Genomic DNA, 22,120 nt, shown 5'->3' with positions numbered 1-22,120 from the left:
ACGATACCCAGAAGACATTATCGCAATTCAACAATGGTCATCCCGTCACCACCTAGATCAGCAGGGGCAAGACGGAATGAAGCAACAGCAGGGGCATTTTTGAGATACGAATGGATCTCTCGGCGCAATGCGCCTGTGCCCTTTCCGTGCACAACTTCAAGCTCTTCAATATTGCTCAAAAGAGCTCTATCGATGAAGGACTCAAGTTCACTTATAGCTAAATCAGCACGCTTTCCGCGTAAGTCAAGCCTAAAAGAAACCTTGCGCTCTGCTTTTACTGTCGTGCGAGTAGGCTGAACAAGTTTACTTTCCTCTTCAGCAAAGGCAACATCTTGTAAATTAACCCACATAGCAACGCCAGAAAGATTAATTTTGACCTTTCCACGTTTATCATCAATTTCTTCAACAACCCCTGATTTTTTCCAAGGATTATATTTTAATGTCTGACCAGGTTTAATTTCTTGCGGAACTAGTGCCTCTACTTTCGGCTGTTCAGGCTTAGTAGATTCAGCAAGTTTTTGACGAGTTTTTGCCAACTCTTTCAGAGCCTGCTTATGCGTAACCTTCTGAGTTTTCAGATCCTTAAGCACATTCTGCGCTTCTTTCTGAATATCGCCAAACAGTTTATCACGCTCACGCTCGTAACGCACATTCATCTTTTTACGACGTTCTTCAAAACGCTGACGCTCAGAATCAAGCTTGGCAACTTCGCGTTCACGCTCAACAGCTAACGTGTTCAGTCGATCAATAAGTGCCGATGTATCCTCACCATCCATAAGCAAATACTGCTCAGCACGACGTAATACATAGTCCGGCATGCCATGCTCACGCGCCACATCAAGCGCCTGAGATGCACCGACCTGATCATATGCAAGACGATATAACGGTTTCTTCGTATTTGGATCAAACAGCACAGACGCTGCACGAACCTTATCGTTTGAAAGCGCGTATGCCTTTAACGCTGGGAAGTGTGTCGCTGCACAAACATATGCTCCGCGATCAAGCAATTCATCAATAACAGCCTGTGCAAGCGCAGCCCCCTGTGCAGGGTCAGTACCTGCGCCAAATTCATCAAGGATAACAAGAGTACTGTCGTCCGCTGTACCCCAGATAGCACTCAAATTTTTAATCTGAGCAGTAAATGTAGATACGTTTTCTTCCAGACTTTGTTCGTCACCGATAAAGGCAAAAATATTTTTCCAGAACGGAATAGAGCTGCCCTCTTTCACAGGAACAGGCAACCCACTCATTGCCATAAGTGCAATAAGCCCGATGGTTTTAAGACATACTGTCTTACCGCCTGCGTTACCACCACTGATAAGAAGAGCGAACTGATCTTTCTGCAGCTCAAGTGTAACAGGCAACGCGCCACCATCAGCCAATGCAAGCAACGGATGCAGTGCATCAACAAGGTGCAGATTGCATTCGTCGCAAAAATCCAAAGCTACGCCATTGAATTTGGAAGCCAAAGTACACTTTGCGAGCAAAACATCAACATGCACCATAAGGTCGTACACGCCATGTAACGCACCAAAATTAGCACGGACAAGACCTGTAAGAAACTCAAGAACCTTATGCTCTTCTTCACGCTCCTGCTTTTTCAAATCAGCAAGTTCGTTGTTAAGATCAACGAGGAACATTGGCTCGAAGTAGCATGTCTCACCAGTCTGGGAATAATCATGAATAATCCCCTGTACTCTTCCCTTAAAGTTACTCTTAAGCGGGAGCACATAGCGATCATTCGCAAGTGTAATAAATTCATCCTGAAGATATTGAAGGATGCCGTGAGAATTAACAAAGTCTTTTACTTTGCGGGTACATGTCTGGTGAATTCTTCGAATCTCCTGACGAACCAACAAAAGTTCAGGCGAACTGTTATCACGGATAAGACCATCATCCCCAACACAACGGGAAAGACCAGAAGCACACTGTTCCGGCCAAGGAAATTTGTCCACCATAGCCAGCAGGAGCGGCCAAGGGGAATCTTCTGTACTTACACGAATAGAAGCCCGCAGATCACGTGCCTGTACGAGCACCTGCCGCAGTGCCCACAGATCATCAAGATCCAAAACAGCATTCGGCTTATCAAGAAAGCGGAACATTCCTGCAAGATCAGGAAAAGAAGAGAGTTTAACAGTGACAGTTCGGGCCCATTCCTGCCCTTGTCTAAACAGCTGCGCCTCTTTTTGCGCATCTTCACGATTAGGCACGGGAGAAATAGACAAGCACGCATTCGCGCCTGCCTCCGAAACAGCAAAGTCCGCAAGGCGCTCAAGCACCTTACGGAACTCTAAATTGTGTATGGTACGCTGTTCCATAGAACTTATGCGAGCTTTGCGCGAACAGATGCGCTCAGTTTTTTACCGTCTACACGACCTTTATATTCTGCCATAATAGCGTTCATTACTTTACCCATATCCTGCATACCGGCAGCACCAGTTTCAGCTATGGTTTTGGTAACAAGTTCTTCAAGTTCTTCATCAGAAAGCTGACTTGGCAGATAAGTCTGCAAAACTTCAAGCTCTGCAGCTTCTGTTGCAACAAGGTCTTCACGGTTTGCAGCACGGAACTGCTCAATAGAGTCCTGACGCTGTTTTGCCTGCTTCATTACAACATCAAGCATTTCCTCATCAGTAAGTTCACGCTTGAGGTCAATCTGCATATTTTTAGCAGCAGTTTTCAAATGACGCAGTACACCAAGTGCAACTTGCTCCTTGGCTTTGTAGGCAGTAATGTAATCTTTATCGATCTGCTGAATAAGGCTCATGCTGTCACTCTTATGTAAATTTTGCATAGAATAATGCGGGGATCCGATAACGAACCCCCGCCAAGAAGCATCTATAAGATGCACCCGCCGTAGCGGTAAACGCAGTACTAGTACTGGTTCATCTTTCTCATCTTCTTAAGAAGACGTTTACGGGCAGCTGCTTTCTTCTTCTTACGCATTACGCTAGGTTTTTCGAAATGCTGACGTTTTTTCATTTCTGAAAGAATGCCTGCCTTTTCTACCTGCTTTTTAAAGCGTCGAAGCGCGATGTCAAAGTTGTAATCACCATCTTCGAGATATACGCCTGGCATGAAATATCACCACCTTCTTTACATAATACCCCAAGCGAAAACACGCCCAAGGCAAGAGCGTAATTTAAAGCCTGATCAAACTTTTTGCAAGTTTTTTTTTACATCTTACAATAAAAAAAAGCCTACTGCGAACAGTAGGCTTTTTTTAACAAACAAAATTAGTGACTGTGCCCCTTCTCATGACGAGCATGAAGAACGGACTTCAGAATTACGTACCCCAATCCACCAAGGATTACGAACAGAACAGCGTAGAATGCTCCGAAGAATACAAAATGGTCAGGCATCCACCAAGGGATATCCTGAGGCAACGCACTATGCAGAGTCTCACCGTGCAGCATAAAGGCCTCCTGCTCTTACTTAACAGCTTCTTTAAGCAGTTTTCCCGGGCGGAATTTAACTACTTTAGTTTCTGGAATGATAATTGGCTCACCGCTCTGCGGGTTGCGTCCCAAGCGTTCTTTACGCTCTTCAACAACGAATGTACCAAAACCTGTCAAAGTCAGCTTGCCTTCAGCTACAAGAACTTCCTGAACTGATTCAAGAAATGCGTTCAAAGAACGTTCAGCATTTGCTTTAGTAAGATTTGCTTTCTCAGCAATTCGTTCTACGAGTTCCGCCTTGGTCACGGCCACGTCCTCCTCTCTGGGGTTGCAATAAATTTCGCCAAAGCGCACACACTCTAGCTACAAAAATTATTACTGTTATTTGAGATATAAGCCCAAACTTGTTAGTCGATACCAGATGCATGCAGCATATGCAACGGTTTATACACCCTTAGACCCTTGAAAATAGGGGTTTCCTACTTTTTTGGACAACTTTTCAACGCATCAGCCAATACTTGGAACTGACGGGTGGTAAGCGTCTCAGGCCTTGCAGTTCCTTGCACGCCAGCCTTTTCAAGTGCTTCTTCAGCACCGGAGGCAACGCAACCTTTTAGAATTTTCTGCAATTGCTTTCGACGCTGTTGAAAAGTGACCTTTAGTAACCATGAAAGTGCGTTAGGGTCAAAATCACGTTCTTCGGCAGGAGTCGGCACAAAACTCAGCACTGCAGAATCCACCTTAGGACGAGGAATGAATACTCCCGGAGGCACTATAAACTCACGCCTAGGTTTACAAAAACTTTGCAACCAAACAGACAGCGCACCATACTGTTTAGAAGATGGAGCAGCAATAATCCTGTCCCCCACCTCTTTCTGAATCATAAAAACAGCACGCTGCAGCCCGCTTGCCTTGCTCAAAATATCCCACATAAGGGGAGACGCAACATTGTATGGAAGATTGCCAATAACTTTCCATGGCTTTTCAGAAGTCAAATTCTCCCACGGAAACAGCAAGGCATCAGTAAGCACAACCTGCAATTCAGGGTCCCCTGCAGGAGGCTGGCGCTTATGTTCGTGCGCCCAGTGGTTATCTTTTTCAAGAATAGTGAACCATGCGGGCTTGCGTTCATGAATAAGGTGAGTCAACGCACCGGGACCGGGACCAATTTCAATAACATAATCTTCCGGTTCTATATGAAGTGCATCTACAATACGGTTAGCCGTATTTTTATCCTGCAAAAAGTTCTGTCCGAGACTCTTTTTTGCGCGAGGTCCTTGCTTAATATCCAATGCCATGTGTGTATATCCAGACAGGCGGACTACTTTGCTAAAGCAGAAGCAAAAAAGCTATCCACCCATTTATAAATGTCGTTTTTGCGGATTGATTCCCGCATCCTATCCATCCGTTTCAAGCGCTCTTTTTTATCCATCGTATATGCCTGATGAATAGCAGAGGCAACACCTTCTACATCAAAAGGATTAACCAGTATAGCCCCATTTCGAAGCTGCGCCGCGGCACCAGCAAACTCACTAAGCACTAGCACACCGTTTCGCTCAACATTAGCGGCACAATATTCCTTTGCAACAAGGTTCATACCGTCTCGAAGCGGAGTAACAAGAGCCACACTGCTTGCGCGGTAATACGCAAGCAGTTCATCAAACGTCAAATTTCGGTACTGGTAATGAATCGGAACATACCCCGGAACAGAAAACTCACCGTTAATCTGCCCTACCATACATTCTATTTCTTTTTTCAACCGTGCATACATTGGAATCGTTGCTCGACTCGGCACAACAACCTGAAGCAAGCTCACATTACCTTGCAATTCCGGATACATTGTTAACAGCCTGTGCATTGCCATAAGGCGCTTTGGAATTCCTTTTGTATAATCAAGACGATCTACACCCAGAATTATCTTCGGATACGGCAACGCCTTATGCACCTGTTGAGAATGCTTACGGACAACAGAAGAACGGGCCGTCTCATTAAACTTCTTGTAATCAATACTTATAGGAAAAGTACCGACTTTAACGGTACGGGAACCGACAGTGGCATACACAACCTGCCCGCGACCGAATACCCGCACATTCGGCACCAAGGAGGAAATAGCCTGAAGAAAATTACGCCTGTCATGTAAAGTCTGAAAACCAATTTGATCGTACTCAAGAAGCGCCTGCAAAAGCTCGGTGCGCCACGGTAGACGTTTAAAACAATCAACTGATGGAAACGGTATATGAAGGAAAAAACCTGTACGCCTACAGTCTCCAGCTTCACGCATGTACTTAGCCACATGCATCAAATGATAATCATGCACCCAGATATAGTCATCGGCTTCGCCACTCTCTATAGTGCGAAAAGCAAACAGCGCATTTACATCCAAATAAGTTCGCCAATAATCAGGATTAAAATTGCACTCAAACTGTGATGCATGGAATAGGGGCCAAAGAATCTGGTTAGTGAAGCCAAAGTAAAAATCCTGAATCTGTTCTGCCGTCAAACCAACCTGAAGAAGGTTGTACCCTGTTTCTTCAGAAAATAACCGCAATGCCGATTCAACACCTTCCACATCAGGCGCCCCCGCCCATCCAATCCAAGTACCATTATTCTCTCTCAGCACTGGAGATAGTGCAGTGACTAACCCACCGGAGACTGGAGAAGAATGGCATGTTCCACCGGAACACTCCAATGATACTGGTAATCTATTAGAAACTACTATGAGGCCTTGGTCGTCTTCTAACCCGTTAGGCATGAGAACTCCTTTACTGTACTTCAAGCATAGTAGATTACCAGTTTGCCGAAACGAAACAATGAGAGTTAACAGAAAAGGCAAAAGAAAAGCCCCGAACTGTAAAATACAGTTCGGGGCAAAATATTACAGTTGCTACAAAAGAGCAGATGCAGTTGCATGCAAAAAATCAATAATATGCCTACCATCCGGTTGCATAGGTAACAACCATTGTGCCGCAGAAGGACGCTTTTCCCGTCCTATTAAGATAGTATGACTTTGTTCATCCAAAACACGGAAGGCATCTTCATCTGTAATATCGTCGCCTAGATAAGCAGTTACAGCATCTTTTGGCTCTTCCGAAAGAACAGAAGTAACAACACGGGATTTATTAATTCCCGGAACACGCATTTCCATTCCTTCATGAAAGTCCAGAAGTTCTAAACCGAACTCTTCCGCAACAGGCTCCCACAATTCTTCTATTTCCATAAGATACTGCGGCATAAGCTCTGCATTAATGTTGCTCACATGCGCTGCAACACAGTTCGGCTTTCGCTCAATAGCTTGTTCACCCAGCAGACCCGATATTTTCGCTGCTGCAAGCTGCAGGCCTTCCTGTGCAGCATCTGAAATCGAAATAGTATCAAGTTGACCATTTACTCGCAGACGTTCGCAACCATGAGAACCCCAAGCCTCAAACGGCAACCGACTTTGCAGCAATGGCTGAATCTCCATTACCCTGCGCCCACTTACAAGCACAGTACGGCAGTGCTTGATGGCTAAAAGTCGTTCAAAAGCTTCGCGGACCCCTGGAAAAGGAAGCGCATTATCTCTATCAGGGACTATCGGTGCCAATGTACCATCATAGTCAAAAAAGAGAACAGCCCTACGACAGGCAGCCAGTTTTTGCCCAAAACCAGCTTGTTCTTCAGCTGTCCAAAGTTTTATCATGAGTGCTTTGCTCTCCATGCCTACGCTTATACTGATTTATAAGGCGTATCATGCGGCGTTTACGAAAACGGGTAACGGCTCTGAACGTAATAAAGTATGACAGTACAGAACATGGAATTGCCATAACCAGTCCACCGGTCATCATAACAACGACAATACCCCACCCTTGCTCAACTAACTCTTTCAACTCCATATGATGAGGGTCAAAAGTTACATCAATAGGAATGAGCCAGTTTCCGATAATAAAACATGCAGTATAAAAAGGCACCCAGTTCAACGGGTTGGAAACCCATGTTCCTGCTGCCGCTGCAACCTTGCTGCATCGTAATATAAAGGCAAGCGTAAGAGCCACAACAGTTTGAAATGGAAGTACAGGCAAACAGCCCGTAAACACACCGACAGCCATACCCAATGCAACAGAATGTATTGAAACCTTCAAGCGCATTACGCGCAAGTAGTTATAACGTATAGCACGTTTAAAAGAGTCCCAGAACCGCACCAAAAACTCCTCGTTTCTAATTTCTACGACAAGGTATCAAATCGTAAAAATTGAATTACCAACCCAGCGCGCCCCTGTGTTGCAGAGCGCAAATCCGTTGAGAAACCAAAAAGACTGCACATTGGAGCTAATGCCTGCACCATTTTAAGTCCTGCACGGTCAAAAAGATTTTCAACTTTTGCGCCCTTTGCGCCAAGCAAACTGATAGCATCCCCGACATTCTCGTCAGGAACAGAAATCTCTACATCCATAATCGGTTCAAGCAGCTCAGGAGCTGCACTTCCCAAGGCAGCCTTAAGGGCCATGCCTGCGGCCATCCGATATCCAGGCTCAGATGAGTGTTCATTACGTTTGATATCTGTAATGACAACTTCCACATCCTGCACAGGATACCCCTTAATTACTCCGCATTGCAAGCCGTCCTTAACCCCCTGCTCTACAGCTTCAAGCCATGCCTCAGGCCATTGGGAAGTATCAAACCCAAAACGCACAACATTCCCAGAATCACGCTCACGTGGAGAAACAGTCAGGCTTGCATAACCATAATGACGTTTATCCCCTAGTTCGCGATCAAATTCTTCGAACGCAGAACCAATGCCGGTGATTGTTTCCTGATACACAACCTGCGGATTACCCACACGTGGTGCAACATGGTACTCACGACGGAGACGATCCACTACAACTTCCAGATGAAGTTCCCCCATACCAGAAATGACACGCTGCCCAGTTTCAGGATTTTGCTCATATTGCAAAGTGGGGTCTTCAAGAAGCAGTTTCTCCAACACCTCATCAAGCTTGTCAGCTTCTTCGGAGTTTGCAGGCTCAAGAGCTCGAGATATGACAGGTCGGTACCCTGTAATATTTTCAAGCAGGTATGGATTCGCTTCTGTTGCAAGAGAATCACCAGTTTTGGCAAACTTCATCCCTGCTAAAGCTACAATCTCACCTGCGCGAGCTTCATCAACCTGCTCTCGATGACTTGCATGCAATCGATACAGGCGTGCCGGTTTTTCCTTTTTACCCTGTGTAATATTCTGCACGGAATCGCCAGAACGCAATGTGCCGGAATATACACGGGCCAGCACCATTTTCCGTCCATCATCCATGTACACTTTAAAAGCTAAAGCACCTAACGGACTCTCAGGTGAAACCACCAATTCTTCCGCTTCACTTGTATTTTTTCTGATAACGTTAGGTGCAGGAACATTAAGCGGGTTTGGCAAATAGTCGAACACACCATCTAAAACACACTGCACGCCAACATTTTTTAAGGCTGAGCCGCAAAAGACTGGAGTAATCGACAAATCAAGTGTCGCCTTGCGGATACATTCTTTGATTTGATCAATTGGAATTTCCTCGCCTGCAAGATACAATTCCATAATCTCATCATCTCTGTCGGCAACTATTTCAAGAACCTTTTCCCGCCACTCTTCAGCAAAGGCCAACTCATCACCTGCAAGGGGTGTGCGAGTGTATTCTCGACCTTCTGATTCCTGATCAAAGTCCAGACGTTCCAGCGTCAACACATCTGCAAGAGCATAAAATTCATCACCCTCGCCAAGCGGTACAACAAGCATCACAGGAGTTGCATTCAAACGCTCACGCATAGACTTAAGTACTGCTTTGAAATCAGCGCCCAGTCTATCCATCTTGTTGATCAAAGCAATCTTAGGAACGTTAAATTTCTCAGACTGACGCCACACGGTTTCAGACTGCGGCTCAACACCACCAACGGCACAAAAAACACCAACGGCACCGTCAAGCACGCGTAAGGAACGTTCAACCTCAATAGTAAAATCCACATGACCGGGGGTATCGATGATATTGATTACGCCATCATCCCACTCACATGATGTACATGCAGAAGCAATCGTAATACCACGCTCCTGCTCCTCCGGCATAAAGTCCATGGTTGCGGTGCCTTCATGCACTTCACCCATACGGTAGATTTTATCAGTGTAATACAGAATTCGTTCAGTAAGCGTAGTCTTGCCAGCATCAATGTGTGCAATAATACCAATATTTCTCAAGCTGTTCAGATACGAAGTAGCGCCCTTGCTCATTGAATTCACCTTCACTCAAATGAGATGTTACACTTCGGAAAGAAGAGAAAAACGACGATGCATAAACCATTGCGGTAATAAATCCGGCCAGATCCAACAGCCTTCCTGCCCTGCTCCCAGAGAAACAGGAACTGTATCCGCTACTGCATCCACCACATCCGCTTCGCAACAAACAGCTGCAAGTGAAGATAATGAGCCAAGATCATCCTCCGCAACCTCAACAATATTCAAATCAGGATGCGCCCATGCAAGCAAGTCTCTATCAAATGAACCACCTGCAAGAACTCCCAGACTCGAATACTGTGGCTCGAACCAAGCTGAAAGTCCGTTACCAAGAACACCAACGTTATGCACTGCTTGCCTTGCGACATTTCCTAAAGCAAGCACTCTGCCACTGGTTCCTGCACTGGAAATTTCCGTCATAAATGCAGATGTATTGTCGGCATCAAGCTGTACAGCCATCTCTATCCCTGCCAGTTCGAGAGCAGCAAGACACTCCGCCGCAACCGGTTTTTCACCGGAAAACATAACTAAAATATCTTCTACACCGCTTAACAAAGGCATCATGGCAGCCGCAAGAAGACGAACACCGGACGCATAGGAAGAATCCACCACCACAACTGCCCAATCAACAGGACGAGTTTCAGCAACAGAAATATGCCCCTGACGCCAGTGGTTCTCCTGCCTTCCCCACATCACTTGAGGAGTTCCGTACAGCACATGTAATCGCGCAATCGTTGTTTTCAACCATGCACGACGATTATCCGGTACAGCATCATATGCTGCTCCAAAGCGTTCATCCTCAACAACGAACGCATCTAACCATTCAGGAAAAAAGCTATTTTCAAACATATAAACTCCATACACCTATATTCAAGTGTATGACAAATATTATTACTGTAACGGAGAATTACTGCGCGCTGCCGGAAAGCGTCATGGCGGACGTCTTCTTTACACGAGAACGTGTATACCAAAGCACACGTCCAAGTGTGATCACCGCAAATAGGACATTAGGAAACCACGCGCCGAAAACAGGATTAACTAAACCACGTTCTCCAAGAGCGCCGAACCATGTAAAGAGGGCATAAAACACAAACGTAAGAATCAGCCCGACAGAGATGTTAATATAGAGGCTGTCTTTCCATGTAAGGAGCATCAAGGCAACCAAGCCCATTATCAGCACCGCAGCTGCATACGCTATTTTCTGGTGATATGTGGTACGTAATGCTTCTACGTTAGAGCCAGAAGCTTCCAATCTATCGATTGCGCCACCAAGTTCCCATAATGACAACCTGTTCAAGTTGGCATCTGCGGAGACTGTTTTAAATACGCCTAATTTTTGTTGAATCGGTAATGTCAGCTGAGCAAGGTTTGAAACAACGTAGCTACCCGGTTCTGTACGTACAACAGAGAGTAGCATCCAGCTATCCGGCTGAATGACGGCACGCTTTGCTTTAATTACTTCCTGAATAGTGTCTCCATCATCAAGAATACGCATCACGGTAACATTCTCAGCTGTTTCAGCATTCAAATGAGCAACACCGAGGTTGATAATGTATTCATCTTCAAGAAACCAGATATCATGAACTATTGCATTAGCAGCTGTCTTGCCCCGAACCTCTTCACTCCAGATGCGACGGGATTCCACATCGCCCATTACACCGAGATACTGGGAAAAACCAAGCTGAACAACAGCCCAAAATAATCCCATGTACACGATAAAGCGCGCGAGCGACATAAAGGAAACACCGCCAGCCTGCAGCGCTACTAACTCTTTGCTACGGGACATTACGCACAGCTGGACTGTACAGGAAAGCAAGAATACCGCAGGCAGAATCTGGGATATAATAAGCGGAAGCTTACAGATAAAATACAAAGCAATAGTTGAAAAACCAAGTCCTGCCTCGAGGAAGTCATCCAGCTTTTCAAAAAGGTCTGTCATCAAATAAACGGCAGTACCAATGCCCAGAATAAGCAGCATCAAGAAAAGATTCTGCTTAAGCATGTAGCGAGATAAAAGTGACATCTACCGTCCTCCCAACTTCTTGCGGCGATTAAATATAAAGTGTGTAAACATCGCCGTAAGATTTATAGTTCGCTCTTTTGCAGTAAAATAGAGTCCTGCAATAGCCAAAACGGCAAAAAGAGCGTTAGGAATCCAAAGACTGATCTCAGGAGGAAGCCCGCTTCCACTCTCACCACTTTTCATACCGATAGAAAGGAGACTGTAATAAACAAGAAAGTTACCAAGAGCCATAATAACGCCCATCTGCTGACGCATGCCTTCGAAAGCACAGGCAAGCGGCATTGCAAACAACCCAAGTACAAGACAGGCAAACGGCATTGCCCATCGCTTAGGAATCTCAACGTCTGTCTTACGTACAAACGAATCGCTTTCTGCAATAGATGGATCTTTTTTAATAGCTTGAAGCTGAGCATAGGACATACCAGATGGACGAAGTTTACCCAGATGAACGCCTTTAACCAGCTGAGACAACGATAGGCGCACTACGTACTGATTAAATCCGAGCACGCTGATTTCGTCTTCGTTCTGACGGTAAATCTTGCCATTGTACAATACAAAACGAATCTCACCCTGTGCGGTGTCAGAAACAATTTTACCAGTCGGCGCAACAATAGTTACCCCGCCTGTATCCTTACTGGTATCCTTGCTGGTATCCTTGCTGGTATCCTGAACAAGTACGTGTTCCAATTCACCAGTCGCAAGGCTAGAGCTGCGTGAATAAACCATCAAATTGGGAATAGATTTATTAAATACCCCAGGCTGCAATACAACTTTTGCACGGGTTTTTGCCAACTCCATTACTGAGGTACGGAAATTATCCATACCCCACGCAATGCCGAACATAGACACCCACAGGGTAAGCAGCGTACAAATAGTTCCGAATAACAGTGGTGCCGGAAGAAGCTGATACAAGCTGACACCGCTCGCCTTAAGTGCAACCAGCTCCCTATCGGAGCTCATTCGCAGGAACGTAAGAAACACAGACAACATGGTTGCTATAGGAATAATCATAATCAGAAGGGCAGGAGTCAAGAACCCGAACAGCTTGAGCATGTCGAGAATCCCGATATCAAGTCCAAGAAACAGCTCTCTAAGCTGCAAAACCTTTCCGATTACGATCAGAAAAACCAAAGAAAACATAGACAGACAGAAAATGGAAACATGTTCCTTAAAAATCTCTCTGTGCACTAAACTGACTTTAAACAGAACAGCCCCCTAGTGGTCACTTTCTGATTGTTTAAAAAAATCTTTAAGCATTTCTGCTTCCTTAGGACTCAGGTTAAAACGCATTCCCGCCTGATCCAACAGTTTAGTCAAACTTTCAGAGCCTTCTTTACGACGCTCTTGGATGTACGCGACAGCTTTTTTTACCAGTTCACTCTGCGGCATAATAGTTGTCATAATTTGACTCCCTGCATTGGTGTTGAATGCAACCTGACTCTTTAACATGGAAAAACATGGCAATCTAACTCACTAACCAACACCTTGCAACTAACTCTACTATCCGGTATTTTTCCGCGGTTGTTGCCATTAACTTTAAACACATACGACATACTTATGACAGAACTTTTTTCCGCAACGATTCTCGGTATTATCGAGGGGTTAACAGAATTTCTGCCGGTTTCCTCATCCGGTCATCTTATCATCACCGGCCATCTCCTTGACTACACCGGCCCTAAGGCAGCTGTGTTTGAGGTATTCATCCAGCTTGGCGCCATCCTTGCCGTTGTTGTGCTTTACCTTAACAGATTTTTAGGACTGCTAAAAAACACACCGGAAATTCCTTTCTCCGGCATACGCGGTTTGTGGATGCTTTTCCTTACATCGCTTCCAGCAAGTATTCTTGGTCTCTTGCTTAGTGGCTACATTAAAACGTATCTGTTTAATCCAATAACAGTTTCTTTTGCCCTTGCTGTAGGTGCTATTTTTATTCTTTGGGTCGAAAAATATGCACCGGACAATAAAAACAGTGAAACAACGTACCAGAGCCTTGATGACATGACACCAAAGCTCGCGTTAGGCATCGGCTGTTTCCAGTGTCTCGCATTGTGGCCAGGCTTTTCCCGCTCCGCATCAACCATTATGGGAGGCATGCTTCTCGGAACACGCCGTACTCTTGCTGCGGAATATTCTTTTTTAGCGGCCGTGCCTATTATGTTTGCAGCAACTGGCTATGACGTACTCAAAAATTATCAACTGTTCACCACTGCCGATCTTCCGTTTTTTACTGTAGGATTCGTAGTCTCATTTATTTCGGCATTAATTGCGGTAAAAACATTCATAACACTTGTTGGCAAAATGACGTTTAAGCCATTCGCGTGGTACCGATTAATTATCGCCCCACTAGTATACCTTTTCTGGACTTAGACTTTTTTGCCTCAAAAATAATTTTTTTTCAAAAAACGCTTGCATTGTGTTTGAGATTTCCTTAAACACTCTCCCGTCGCAACGAAGTGCGATTCACAAGAGATGGCGAGGTAGCTCAGTTGGTTAGAGCATGCGGCTCATATCCGCAGTGTCGGGGGTTCAATTCCCTCCCTCGCTACCACTTTTTTGAAAAAGCACTTCATAAAACGGCAGCATAAAATTGATGGCGAGGTAGCTCAGTTGGTTAGAGCATGCGGCTCATATCCGCAGTGTCGGGGGTTCAATTCCCTCCCTCGCTACCAAAGAGAAGACTAGGATCATGGATGAAAATCTATGATCCTTTTTTCGTCTTTCGGGACTTCTATTCGTGCACTGTTCCAAACTGATCCAAACTGGTGATCCATTCATTGCTCGGATCCCACTTTTTGATCAAAGCACAAGACGCCCTCTTATGCGTGCTTCGAGCACAAATTTCATATCCGTGTTCTATCTTATCTACACAAGGCGGCGACCAAGATCGCCGATATTTTACTTTCGCATCAAGGACATTATTTCGCATTTCGAAATTTGACAGAATATTACGCTCGCAATTATCTGTTCCACCAAGTAAGTTAAGATACTGCTCATTACGCGCTAACAAAAGAGCTCCATAGTTAAATCTATGGAGCTTTTTTTACTATTCGAATCAAGCCATACTTAAGAACTAATTAGGACTGCTATGAGGTATTTCAATCAATGTTAAATCTTGGGCATTAATTAGCGGGCCATCATACCCATACAGTCTCATCTCTTTCGTTATAAGGGCAGATGCTACCTTCCCTGTGGTTTGGCCAGTTATCTGATGAGTAGTCACCAACAACTTGGGCTTAGCCTTTTTCATAGCTTCTGCTAACTGCTTTGTGCTCGTATGAAATGAATTAAAATACTCTGTCCAAAACTCTTTTGTCTCTTCGCTTTCCTTAGGAAAATTATCATCAAAATTTGATAAGGTATAAACTTCTGAGATAACAACATCAGCCACCTTAGCATATGGCACAAGGAGCTCTGGCTCTCTATTATCACCGCTAATTACAATAAGATGTCCTTTATCTGTTTTGACCAAATACCCTCTTGGGTCAGGCCAAGTACCATGTTTTACAGGAAAAGCAGTGACTGTAACATTATCATCTTTGTACACCTGCCCCGTAGCAGGAGTGACTTTTACGTTTGTCATCCAACCATCGACTGTAACAGGCTCAAGACCATACAATCTTAAATCTTTATCAGCTCTAAATGCATAATGCAGACCTGATACCAATTCATCAGTTTGTTCTGGCCCATATATATCAAGTTTTTCAGAACGAGCATTCCCAGCCCATACCCCGTATATCATCTCATCCAGACCTAACGTATGATCAGAGTGTAGATGTGTTAAAAAAACCTGACGAACTCGTTCTGGAGAGATAAAACTTGCATACTCAGGATACTTCTTCATAGCAGCAATAAATTGATCTTGAACCCCAACTCCCGCATCAAATAAGTAAGGTTGATTATTTACTACAACTAAAGTTGCAGAGCCTCGCTTCTTTGGTTGAGGAATTGGAACTCCGGTCCCCAATGTTATTACAAAATCCGCACTGTAAGATACATTAGTGCAGACTAGAAGGACTAGGAAACATATTACTACTTTTCTATAAATCCTGTTGTTCATTTTCCCTCCATAACAGTAACAACCATACATTACACATTGGTAGCAGCTATTATATTACATTGCACTGTTGGCTAAGGTATAAACAACTAATAAAAAAGCTGCATACCAACCTCTTTGGTATGCAGCTTATTCATTTTATTAAAAGAGCCTTCCAGACATTGCCACTAGAGAAGACTCTGCCTGTCTCACTCACGCGACATTCGTTCAGCATTTTCAGCTCCGTCTTTTCAACTTTAATTCCTCAACCCAACAATACAAAACTGGCACAACAAACACTGTCAACAGAGCAATGGACATACCACCAAATGACGGTATCGCCATCGGAACCATAATATCTGCGCCCTTTCCTGTTGATGTTAAAATAGGCAGTAAAGCAAGGATAGTAGTCGCGGACGTCATTAACGCTGGTCGAATTCGTTTTTTAGCCCCCTCCACAACAAATTCACGGATTGCTTCAACGTCTTTCGGGGTGCTTTTGGATTTAGATTCGTCAAGGAACGTCGCCATAATTACACCGTCATCTGACGCAATGCCGAATAATGCGAGGAAACCAACCCAGATGGCAACTGAAAGGTTGATTGGGTGAACTTGGAACAAGTCGCGCATATGCGTGCCCATAACCGAGAAGTTCAAGAACCAATCCTGTCCGTACAACCAGATCATAATAAAGCCGCCCGACCAAGCCACTATGATTCCTGAGAACACCATTAAGGTTGTAGTAATAGCATTGAACTGCAAATAGAGAATGATCACAATGACCAACAAGGCCAGTGGTAAAATAACAGCGAGCTTCTTCTGCGCTCGTATCTGATTTTCATAGCTTCCTGCAAATTCAAATGAAACACCTGCAGGAACAACTAGTTCTCCGTTAGCAATCTTCTCGTCGAGAAAGTATTGAGCCTGTTCTACTACATCCACTTCCGCATAGCCGGGTTGTTTATCAAACAAAACGTACCCGATAAGGAAGGTATCTTCACTTTTAATAACCTGCGGTCCTCGAACATACTTAATCTCTGCCAATTGCGACAGCGGTACTTGCTCCCCTGTGACAGAGGCGACAAGAATGTTTTCAAGCCCTTCAATAGAATCTCGCAGTTCACGCTGGTAACGAACACGAACAGGATAGCGCTCACGCCCCTCAACAGTCGTAGTAATGACACGTCCACCAACAGCACTGTCGATAACGTCCTGCACTTTGGTAATGCTTATGCCGTAACGGGCAATCGCATCACGGTCGATAATGATCTCGATATATGGCTTCCCTACGATTCTATCCGCAGTAACTGCCGCAGGCATTATTGAAGGAATCTGCTTTAAGTATTTTTCAATCTTCAAACCGAATTCTTCAATCACAGGCAAGGACGGACCTTTGATTTTAATACCCATAGGCGCACGCATGCCTGATTGAAGCATTACAATTCGCGCAGCAATTGGCTGAAGTTTTGGAGCGCTTGTCACACCGGGCATATCCGCAGCTTTGATAATTTCATCCCAAATATCATTTGAAGATCGTATCCCACCCCACGGCTCGCGATCAGGGTTAATCTCCGGATCAAGTGTCATACGCCATATCCTGAAAGGCCTGCCATCAGGATCGGGAATAAGCCTGCCTGCTGCATCTCGCTCGTAATATCCTTGAACTAGATACGGATACCCATCATCCGCCGGAAGCAGCTTGTTATCCACAGACCGCATGTAATCTTTCTTCGAGGCATCAAACTTAAAACGCATGCGTCTGCCGCTTGCATCAAGCAGGAACTCCGGCTTGTAGTTGATAACAGTCTCGATCATAGAAACCGGAGCTGGATCAAGCGGAGTTTCCGCCCTTCCAAGCTTACCCACAGCACTTTGTACCTCAGGAATTTTCTGGATAGCCATATCTTGCTTTGCCAAAACATCCTGCACTTCACCAATAGAAGCATGAGGCATTGTTGTAGGCATATACAAGAACGATCCTTCATCAAGCGGCGGCATGAACTCTTTACCAAGTCCGGGGAATACATGAGTTAGCGATGCAATAGGCTTTATCGCGCGGACATAATCCGGTAACCAGCTTGTAAATGTTCCAAAACCAAGCCAAATAACCATGCCGAATATGGAAATGCTTACCGGCACAAGCATGAACACGCCTTTATGACCCAACACTCTACGTAGCAAGAAAGGATACGCTTTCTGGAAGCCATAGAAGAAAGCCATCAACCCGCCAATTGTTACGGCAACAAACAACAGGTTAACCATAAAGCCTTTTTCTGGACCAAGAGGCAACCAATGCTGAGAAAGAACAATTGTTACGGCAATGATGACAAACCAGTTTTCAGCATATCCAATAACTCTATTGGTAACTTCAGGCAGATGAGTGCGCAGTATACGGCGAACTCCGATGTACCCGATAACAAAACCGAGCCACCACTTCACCATAACACTCAGCCCTACACCTAACGCTACAAGTGCAGCTGGTACTGCATATGCCTTCATTTTTCCTGCATGAGATGCCTTGCGTGTTTTAAACAACAAGTGCGTCAGCATAGGCAGAACAGTCAGTGAAAGTAAGATGGATGCACCAAGGGCAAAGGTTTTTGTGTATGCCAGTGGCTTAAAGAGCTTGCCTTCCGCCCCATCCATAACAAACACAGGAAGGAAACTAATAATGGTTGTTGCAACGGCAGTCATGACGGCACTGCCTACTTCGGCAACACCTTCAAAAACAAGCTTGAATGAATCAGCTCCTACCGGAGCTTTTTCAAGCTTTTTCAATATATTTTCACATATAATGATGCCCATATCCACCATCGTACCGATGGCAATAGCAATACCGGAAAGAGCAACTATATTGGCATCAACGCCGAGCGTTCTCATGGCGATAAAACACATGAGCACCGCAAGAGGAAGTAATGACGAAATAACGAGTGAACTCTTAAAGTGCATCACCGCAATAAGTACAACGATGATGGTGATAAGAATCTCTTCTGACAGCGCATTATCCAGTGTCCCCAGTGTCTCTTGAATCAACCCGCTTCGGTCATAAAACGGAACAATGGTAAGCTTGGACACTGTACCGTCTGCAAGAGTTTTGCTCGGAAGCCCTGCGCTGATTGTCGTAATTTTTTCTTTCAGATTTTTGATAACTGCTAACGGGTTTTCGCCATAACGTACCACGACAACCCCGCCTACAACTTCAGCACCATTTTTATCCAGAGCACCACGCCGTGTGGCTGGACCAAGAGTAACAGTCGCAACATCTTTAACGGTAATCGGAGTATTATTTACAACCTTAATTACTGCTTTCTCAAGATCGGACAGCTTCTTTACAAAACCAACACCGCGGATGAGGTACTCCACGCTGTTAATTTCCATTGTACGAGCTCCAACATCAAGGTTGGACTGCTTAACGGCTTTAATAACCTGCTGCAGCGTTACGCCATAGGCTCGCATTGCATCCGGATTAACATCAATCTGGTATTCTTTTACGAATCCACCCACAGATGCAACTTCTGACACGCCTTCAGCTGAAAGAAGCCCATAGCGCACAAGCCAGTCCTGAACACTGCGCAGTTCATCAAGCCCCCAGCCCCCTGTCGCATTCCCCTGTGTATCACGGCCTTCAATCGTGTACCAGAAAACCTGCCCAAGCGCTGTCGCATCAGGCCCAAGTGTCGGCTGCACTCCCGCCGGTAATGTACCCGGAGGTAGACTGTTTAATTTTTCTAACAGACGTGAACGTGACCAATAAAATTCAACATCTTCATCAAAAATGACATATATCGTAGAAAAACCGAACATGGAGTAACTGCGCACCGTCTTAACACCCGGTATACCCAATAAGGAGACCGTAAGTGGATACGTAACCTGATCTTCCATGTCCTGCGGGGAACGCCCTGCCCATGCTGTAAAGACGATCTGCTGATTCTCTCCGATATCCGGAATAGCATCTACGGGAACCGGATCACGTGGAATGCCACCAAGATCCCAGTCAAACGGCGCAACCATAGCCCCCCAACCGATCATAAGAACGGTCAGGAGAATAACAACGAGCTTACGCTTTAAGCAGAAGTAGATAAGTTTTTCAGTTAGAGTACGTGGGACAACATCACATCCAGAGTCAGTACCAGATGCAGGAGCACACTCAGGAGGAGTAACAGTTTTCTCTGGTTTATTTTCCATATCAGCCACAGATGTCCCCTTAGTCTACAGCAAGCTGCTTTTTCACTTCGCCACAATTAAACATTTTCGACCCAAAATATGGATTTCGAATGCTTTCATCCTGCTGTAACCAAGTCGCCCCTTTGTTATCAAAGGCCATCGGGCAATGCATCTCGTACACATCACCACTCAAAGAAATTCCCATTTTCTTTGCTACGTCCAACAGGCCGTTAGATATGGTAAAGAATCCCTTGCGGATGCCTTCAATATCTGACGCGTTACGCATTTCAGCAATTCCGCTTGTCATCAGACGTTTTTTATCAGCCCAAAACTTCGATGCTTTTTCTGATAAACCTGCATCAGAAACTGAGTTCAAAGCTGCTGAAAACCCTTTTAAAGCGACACGAGCTCCTTCCGCATTATCCTGACTCAGTGCTTCAGCCACTTCAGTATATGCAATCAAAGCAGAGCAGATTTGTATCTTAAATTTTTCAGGAGCCTTAAGAGAAGGCGTAAGCGATTTTGCTGCATCCTGAACGCCAAAAGCCCTCTTAAGAGCTGTGTAATGGGCATGAGCAAGCGCAAACAGTTCATGCTGGCGCTTGAATGTCTCTGCTTCAGCACCCAAAACGCAGTCATTGGCAAGCAGCATTCCATGTTCTTTCCATGCAAGCATAGCTTCACCTTCAAGCATCCATGTTTCTATGGAACTCAACTTCTTACCAATTTTTGCAAACAAAGCCTGTGCGCGTGCATTGTCCCTTTGCTGTAACGCGCTCTGCAACGCCTCAAAATCTTTATTCATAAAGTACAGTTTGGAAACCAGAATTGATGGAGCACCAAGATGGTCTGAACTGTGTCCTTCATGCGCATCATGACCAGAAGACATGTGTACCCCTTCCGTATCACTCATCATACTCGGCTTAGCCTTGATCTGGAGGGCGCTATCAAGCTTGAACGCTCCTTTACTTACAACAAGCTCGCCCTCTTCAAGCCCGCTTTTCACAACGTAGGTATTATTTGTCTTAGCACCTAAAACAATCTCACGCCCTACGTACACACCTTCCTTTTCAGGATTCTGAACATACACAATTGCACGTTTCCCCGTTATCAACGGAGCTGATGTCGGAATCACAAGCGGAGCTTCATCGCCAGAAACAGCTTTCCTCTGTAGTGCCTGTACAAACATACCGGGCTTCAATTTGCCCTGCGTGTTCGCGACCTCTATCCGCACAGCAACGGTGCGGGTTTTCTGATTAACAGTCGGATCAATGTATACGATACGTCCGGTAAACTGTTCCCCCGGAAAGGCTTCAGCTGTAAAAACGGCATCATCGCCCTCTTTAATCCACGGTAAGTCAGTTTCGTAGGCATCCAGTACAACCCACACCGCAGAAAGGTCTGCGATGGAGTACAGAGGTTGTCCTGCTTTTACATACGCGCCCTCTACCACGTCTTTGCGAATAACAATGCCAGCCTGCGGTGCGTATACAGTAAGGTTTTTGGATGGTGTTTTTTGGTTGGCTATGGCCGCAATCTGTCCTTCTGACAACCCCAGAAGACGCAACTTTTCTTTTGCAGCCGAAATATTGTTTTCTACTGATTTTCTAATAAGAGAGGAACTTTGTGAAGAAAGTTTAACCTTGGCGGCAGTTGCCTGAATCAGCTCTGCCTGTGCTGAGTACAGTTCAGGACTGTAGATAACAGCCATTGGCTGTCCTTTACGGACCACACTGCCTGTCTTGGCAATAAGCAACCGGTCGATACGTCCGGCTGTCCACGCGCTGATCGTTTCCACACGGGATTCATCGTAATCAACTTTACCGACCATGCGTCGACCAGCTGTAACTGATTTGCGGGTAACTGGAGTTACTTCAACTTCTGCAAGCTTTCGGGCATTCGTATCAAGTTCAATCTGACGATAGCTCTCAGTAGCAGCTGTGTTTGCGTCAATTTCCAGCTTAATTAAGTCCATGAAACACAGCGGGCACTTACCTGGTTGAGGTAATTGTATTTGTGGATGCATGGAGCATGTCCATACAACCTTGCCTTCCGCCTGCCCTTCATCAGAGATTTGCTTTGCAGTTTCTATCTGAGCAACTTTTGTTGTGTCATCATCTGTAGACACCAGAAGGCCAGATGCCCATATTCCGCCTGCTAACGCAATCGCAGCGGCACCAAAAACAATTTTACCTATACCACGAGGTAACTGCATCTCACATCTCCAGAAACTCATACGCGCTCTCAGGTACCGCCCT

At 45.1% G+C, this 22,120-nt stretch carries 18 protein-coding genes and 2 tRNA genes; 3 read left to right on the top strand and 17 right to left on the bottom strand.

Going from position 1 to position 22,120, the window contains the following annotated elements; translation table 11 throughout:
• Positions 1-17 precede the first annotated feature (17 nt).
• The 14 genes from BUR09_RS02900 to BUR09_RS02835 form a co-directional block, all read right to left on the bottom strand.
• Positions 18-2,318, bottom strand: a complete 2,301-nt coding sequence (locus BUR09_RS02900) for an endonuclease MutS2 (RefSeq protein ID WP_074215436.1) — start codon at positions 2,316-2,318, stop codon at positions 18-20.
• A 5-nt stretch (positions 2,319-2,323) separates the two neighbouring features.
• The gene (locus BUR09_RS02895) at positions 2,324-2,767 is read right to left on the bottom strand and encodes a GatB/YqeY domain-containing protein (RefSeq protein WP_074215435.1); all 444 of its coding nucleotides are present in this window, start codon (positions 2,765-2,767) and stop codon (positions 2,324-2,326) included.
• Positions 2,768-2,874: 107 nt separating this feature from the next.
• On the bottom strand, positions 2,875-3,078 hold the full coding sequence (gene rpsU / locus BUR09_RS02890; protein WP_074215434.1) for a 30S ribosomal protein S21: 204 nt from the start codon (positions 3,076-3,078) through the stop codon (positions 2,875-2,877).
• 158 nt (positions 3,079-3,236) lie between these two features.
• Entirely contained in the window at positions 3,237-3,416 is a 180-nt protein-coding gene (locus BUR09_RS02885; RefSeq protein ID WP_074215433.1) for a hypothetical protein, read from the bottom strand.
• 15 nt (positions 3,417-3,431) lie between these two features.
• Positions 3,432-3,704, bottom strand: coding sequence for an HU family DNA-binding protein (locus tag BUR09_RS02880; protein ID WP_066852705.1), 273 nt, complete (start codon positions 3,702-3,704; stop codon positions 3,432-3,434).
• A gap of 173 nt (positions 3,705-3,877) precedes the next feature.
• Positions 3,878-4,696 (bottom strand): 16S rRNA (adenine(1518)-N(6)/adenine(1519)-N(6))-dimethyltransferase RsmA, encoded by an 819-nt coding sequence (rsmA, locus tag BUR09_RS02875; RefSeq protein ID WP_074215432.1) that lies wholly within the window; start codon positions 4,694-4,696, stop codon positions 3,878-3,880.
• Positions 4,697-4,719: 23 nt separating this feature from the next.
• The gene (locus BUR09_RS02870) at positions 4,720-6,150 is read right to left on the bottom strand and encodes an alpha,alpha-trehalose-phosphate synthase (UDP-forming) (protein ID WP_074215431.1); all 1,431 of its coding nucleotides are present in this window, start codon (positions 6,148-6,150) and stop codon (positions 4,720-4,722) included.
• Positions 6,151-6,282: 132 nt separating this feature from the next.
• Entirely contained in the window at positions 6,283-7,077 is a 795-nt protein-coding gene (gene otsB, locus BUR09_RS02865; protein WP_074215430.1) for a trehalose-phosphatase, read from the bottom strand.
• Complete coding sequence (locus BUR09_RS02860; protein ID WP_074215429.1) at positions 7,055-7,576, bottom strand: DUF2062 domain-containing protein; 522 nt, start codon at positions 7,574-7,576, stop codon at positions 7,055-7,057. Before BUR09_RS02860 ends, otsB begins: the two co-directional genes overlap by 23 nt.
• Positions 7,577-7,599: 23 nt before the next feature.
• Positions 7,600-9,639, bottom strand: a complete 2,040-nt coding sequence (fusA, locus tag BUR09_RS02855) for an elongation factor G (RefSeq protein ID WP_074215428.1) — start codon at positions 9,637-9,639, stop codon at positions 7,600-7,602.
• Positions 9,640-9,666: 27 nt separating this feature from the next.
• Positions 9,667-10,491 (bottom strand): hypothetical protein, encoded by an 825-nt coding sequence (locus tag BUR09_RS02850; RefSeq protein ID WP_074215427.1) that lies wholly within the window; start codon positions 10,489-10,491, stop codon positions 9,667-9,669.
• 58 nt (positions 10,492-10,549) lie between these two features.
• Positions 10,550-11,665 (bottom strand): LptF/LptG family permease, encoded by a 1,116-nt coding sequence (locus tag BUR09_RS02845; protein WP_074215426.1) that lies wholly within the window; start codon positions 11,663-11,665, stop codon positions 10,550-10,552.
• Positions 11,666-12,853, bottom strand: coding sequence for an LptF/LptG family permease (locus BUR09_RS02840; RefSeq protein ID WP_139296723.1), 1,188 nt, complete (start codon positions 12,851-12,853; stop codon positions 11,666-11,668).
• 27 nt (positions 12,854-12,880) lie between these two features.
• Positions 12,881-13,066: a hypothetical protein gene (locus tag BUR09_RS02835; RefSeq protein WP_074215425.1), complete on the bottom strand. Its 186-nt coding sequence runs from the start codon at positions 13,064-13,066 to the stop codon at positions 12,881-12,883.
• A 156-nt stretch (positions 13,067-13,222) separates the two neighbouring features.
• Between BUR09_RS02835 and BUR09_RS02830 the strand changes: the two genes are divergently transcribed.
• The 3 genes from BUR09_RS02830 to BUR09_RS02820 all read left to right on the top strand — a co-directional run bounded on the left by BUR09_RS02830 (position 13,223) and on the right by BUR09_RS02820 (position 14,334).
• Entirely contained in the window at positions 13,223-14,032 is an 810-nt protein-coding gene (locus BUR09_RS02830; RefSeq protein ID WP_074215424.1) for an undecaprenyl-diphosphate phosphatase, read from the top strand.
• 104 nt (positions 14,033-14,136) lie between these two features.
• Positions 14,137-14,213, top strand: a tRNA-Met gene (locus tag BUR09_RS02825).
• A 44-nt stretch (positions 14,214-14,257) separates the two neighbouring features.
• Positions 14,258-14,334, top strand: a tRNA-Met gene (locus BUR09_RS02820).
• A 401-nt stretch (positions 14,335-14,735) separates the two neighbouring features.
• On the opposite strand, the gene BUR09_RS02815 is transcribed toward BUR09_RS02820, so the two are convergent.
• From BUR09_RS02815 to BUR09_RS02805, 3 genes are all read right to left on the bottom strand, one after another.
• Positions 14,736-15,722 (bottom strand): MBL fold metallo-hydrolase, encoded by a 987-nt coding sequence (locus tag BUR09_RS02815; protein ID WP_074215423.1) that lies wholly within the window; start codon positions 15,720-15,722, stop codon positions 14,736-14,738.
• A gap of 213 nt (positions 15,723-15,935) precedes the next feature.
• A complete protein-coding gene (locus BUR09_RS02810; RefSeq protein ID WP_084539331.1) occupies positions 15,936-19,883 on the bottom strand; it encodes an efflux RND transporter permease subunit in 3,948 nt (1,315 codons plus the stop codon).
• A gap of 19 nt (positions 19,884-19,902) precedes the next feature.
• A complete protein-coding gene (locus BUR09_RS02805) occupies positions 19,903-22,077 on the bottom strand; it encodes an efflux RND transporter periplasmic adaptor subunit (protein ID WP_074215422.1) in 2,175 nt (724 codons plus the stop codon).
• Positions 22,078-22,120 lie beyond the last annotated feature (43 nt).

It is taken from the genome of Halodesulfovibrio marinisediminis DSM 17456 (assembly GCF_900129975.1).
Classification (GTDB): Bacteria; Desulfobacterota; Desulfovibrionia; order Desulfovibrionales; family Desulfovibrionaceae; genus Halodesulfovibrio; species Halodesulfovibrio marinisediminis.
This window is presented reverse-complemented; position numbering and strand designations above follow the sequence as displayed.

What these genes read in the sequence shown, in the direction of transcription:
- otsB (WP_074215430.1), bottom strand. Translation starts at nt 7,077, where the DNA reads ATGATAAAACTTTGGACAGCTGAAGAACAAGCTGGTTTTGGGCAAAAA.
- BUR09_RS02845 (WP_074215426.1), bottom strand. Translation starts at nt 11,665, where the DNA reads ATGTCACTTTTATCTCGCTACATGCTTAAGCAGAATCTTTTCTTGATG.
- BUR09_RS02810 (WP_084539331.1), bottom strand. Translation starts at nt 19,883, where the DNA reads ATGGAAAATAAACCAGAGAAAACTGTTACTCCTCCTGAGTGTGCTCCT.
- BUR09_RS02900 (WP_074215436.1), bottom strand. Translation starts at nt 2,318, where the DNA reads ATGGAACAGCGTACCATACACAATTTAGAGTTCCGTAAGGTGCTTGAG.
- BUR09_RS02815 (WP_074215423.1), bottom strand. Translation starts at nt 15,722, where the DNA reads ATGAACAACAGGATTTATAGAAAAGTAGTAATATGTTTCCTAGTCCTT.
- BUR09_RS02850 (WP_074215427.1), bottom strand. Translation starts at nt 10,491, where the DNA reads ATGTTTGAAAATAGCTTTTTTCCTGAATGGTTAGATGCGTTCGTTGTT.
- BUR09_RS02895 (WP_074215435.1), bottom strand. Translation starts at nt 2,767, where the DNA reads ATGAGCCTTATTCAGCAGATCGATAAAGATTACATTACTGCCTACAAA.
- rpsU (WP_074215434.1), bottom strand. Translation starts at nt 3,078, where the DNA reads ATGCCAGGCGTATATCTCGAAGATGGTGATTACAACTTTGACATCGCG.
- BUR09_RS02830 (WP_074215424.1), top strand. Translation starts at nt 13,223, where the DNA reads ATGACAGAACTTTTTTCCGCAACGATTCTCGGTATTATCGAGGGGTTA.
- BUR09_RS02835 (WP_074215425.1), bottom strand. Translation starts at nt 13,066, where the DNA reads ATGACAACTATTATGCCGCAGAGTGAACTGGTAAAAAAAGCTGTCGCG.
- rsmA (WP_074215432.1), bottom strand. Translation starts at nt 4,696, where the DNA reads ATGGCATTGGATATTAAGCAAGGACCTCGCGCAAAAAAGAGTCTCGGA.
- BUR09_RS02870 (WP_074215431.1), bottom strand. Translation starts at nt 6,150, where the DNA reads ATGCCTAACGGGTTAGAAGACGACCAAGGCCTCATAGTAGTTTCTAAT.
- BUR09_RS02885 (WP_074215433.1), bottom strand. Translation starts at nt 3,416, where the DNA reads ATGCTGCACGGTGAGACTCTGCATAGTGCGTTGCCTCAGGATATCCCT.
- fusA (WP_074215428.1), bottom strand. Translation starts at nt 9,639, where the DNA reads ATGAGCAAGGGCGCTACTTCGTATCTGAACAGCTTGAGAAATATTGGT.
- BUR09_RS02805 (WP_074215422.1), bottom strand. Translation starts at nt 22,077, where the DNA reads ATGCAGTTACCTCGTGGTATAGGTAAAATTGTTTTTGGTGCCGCTGCG.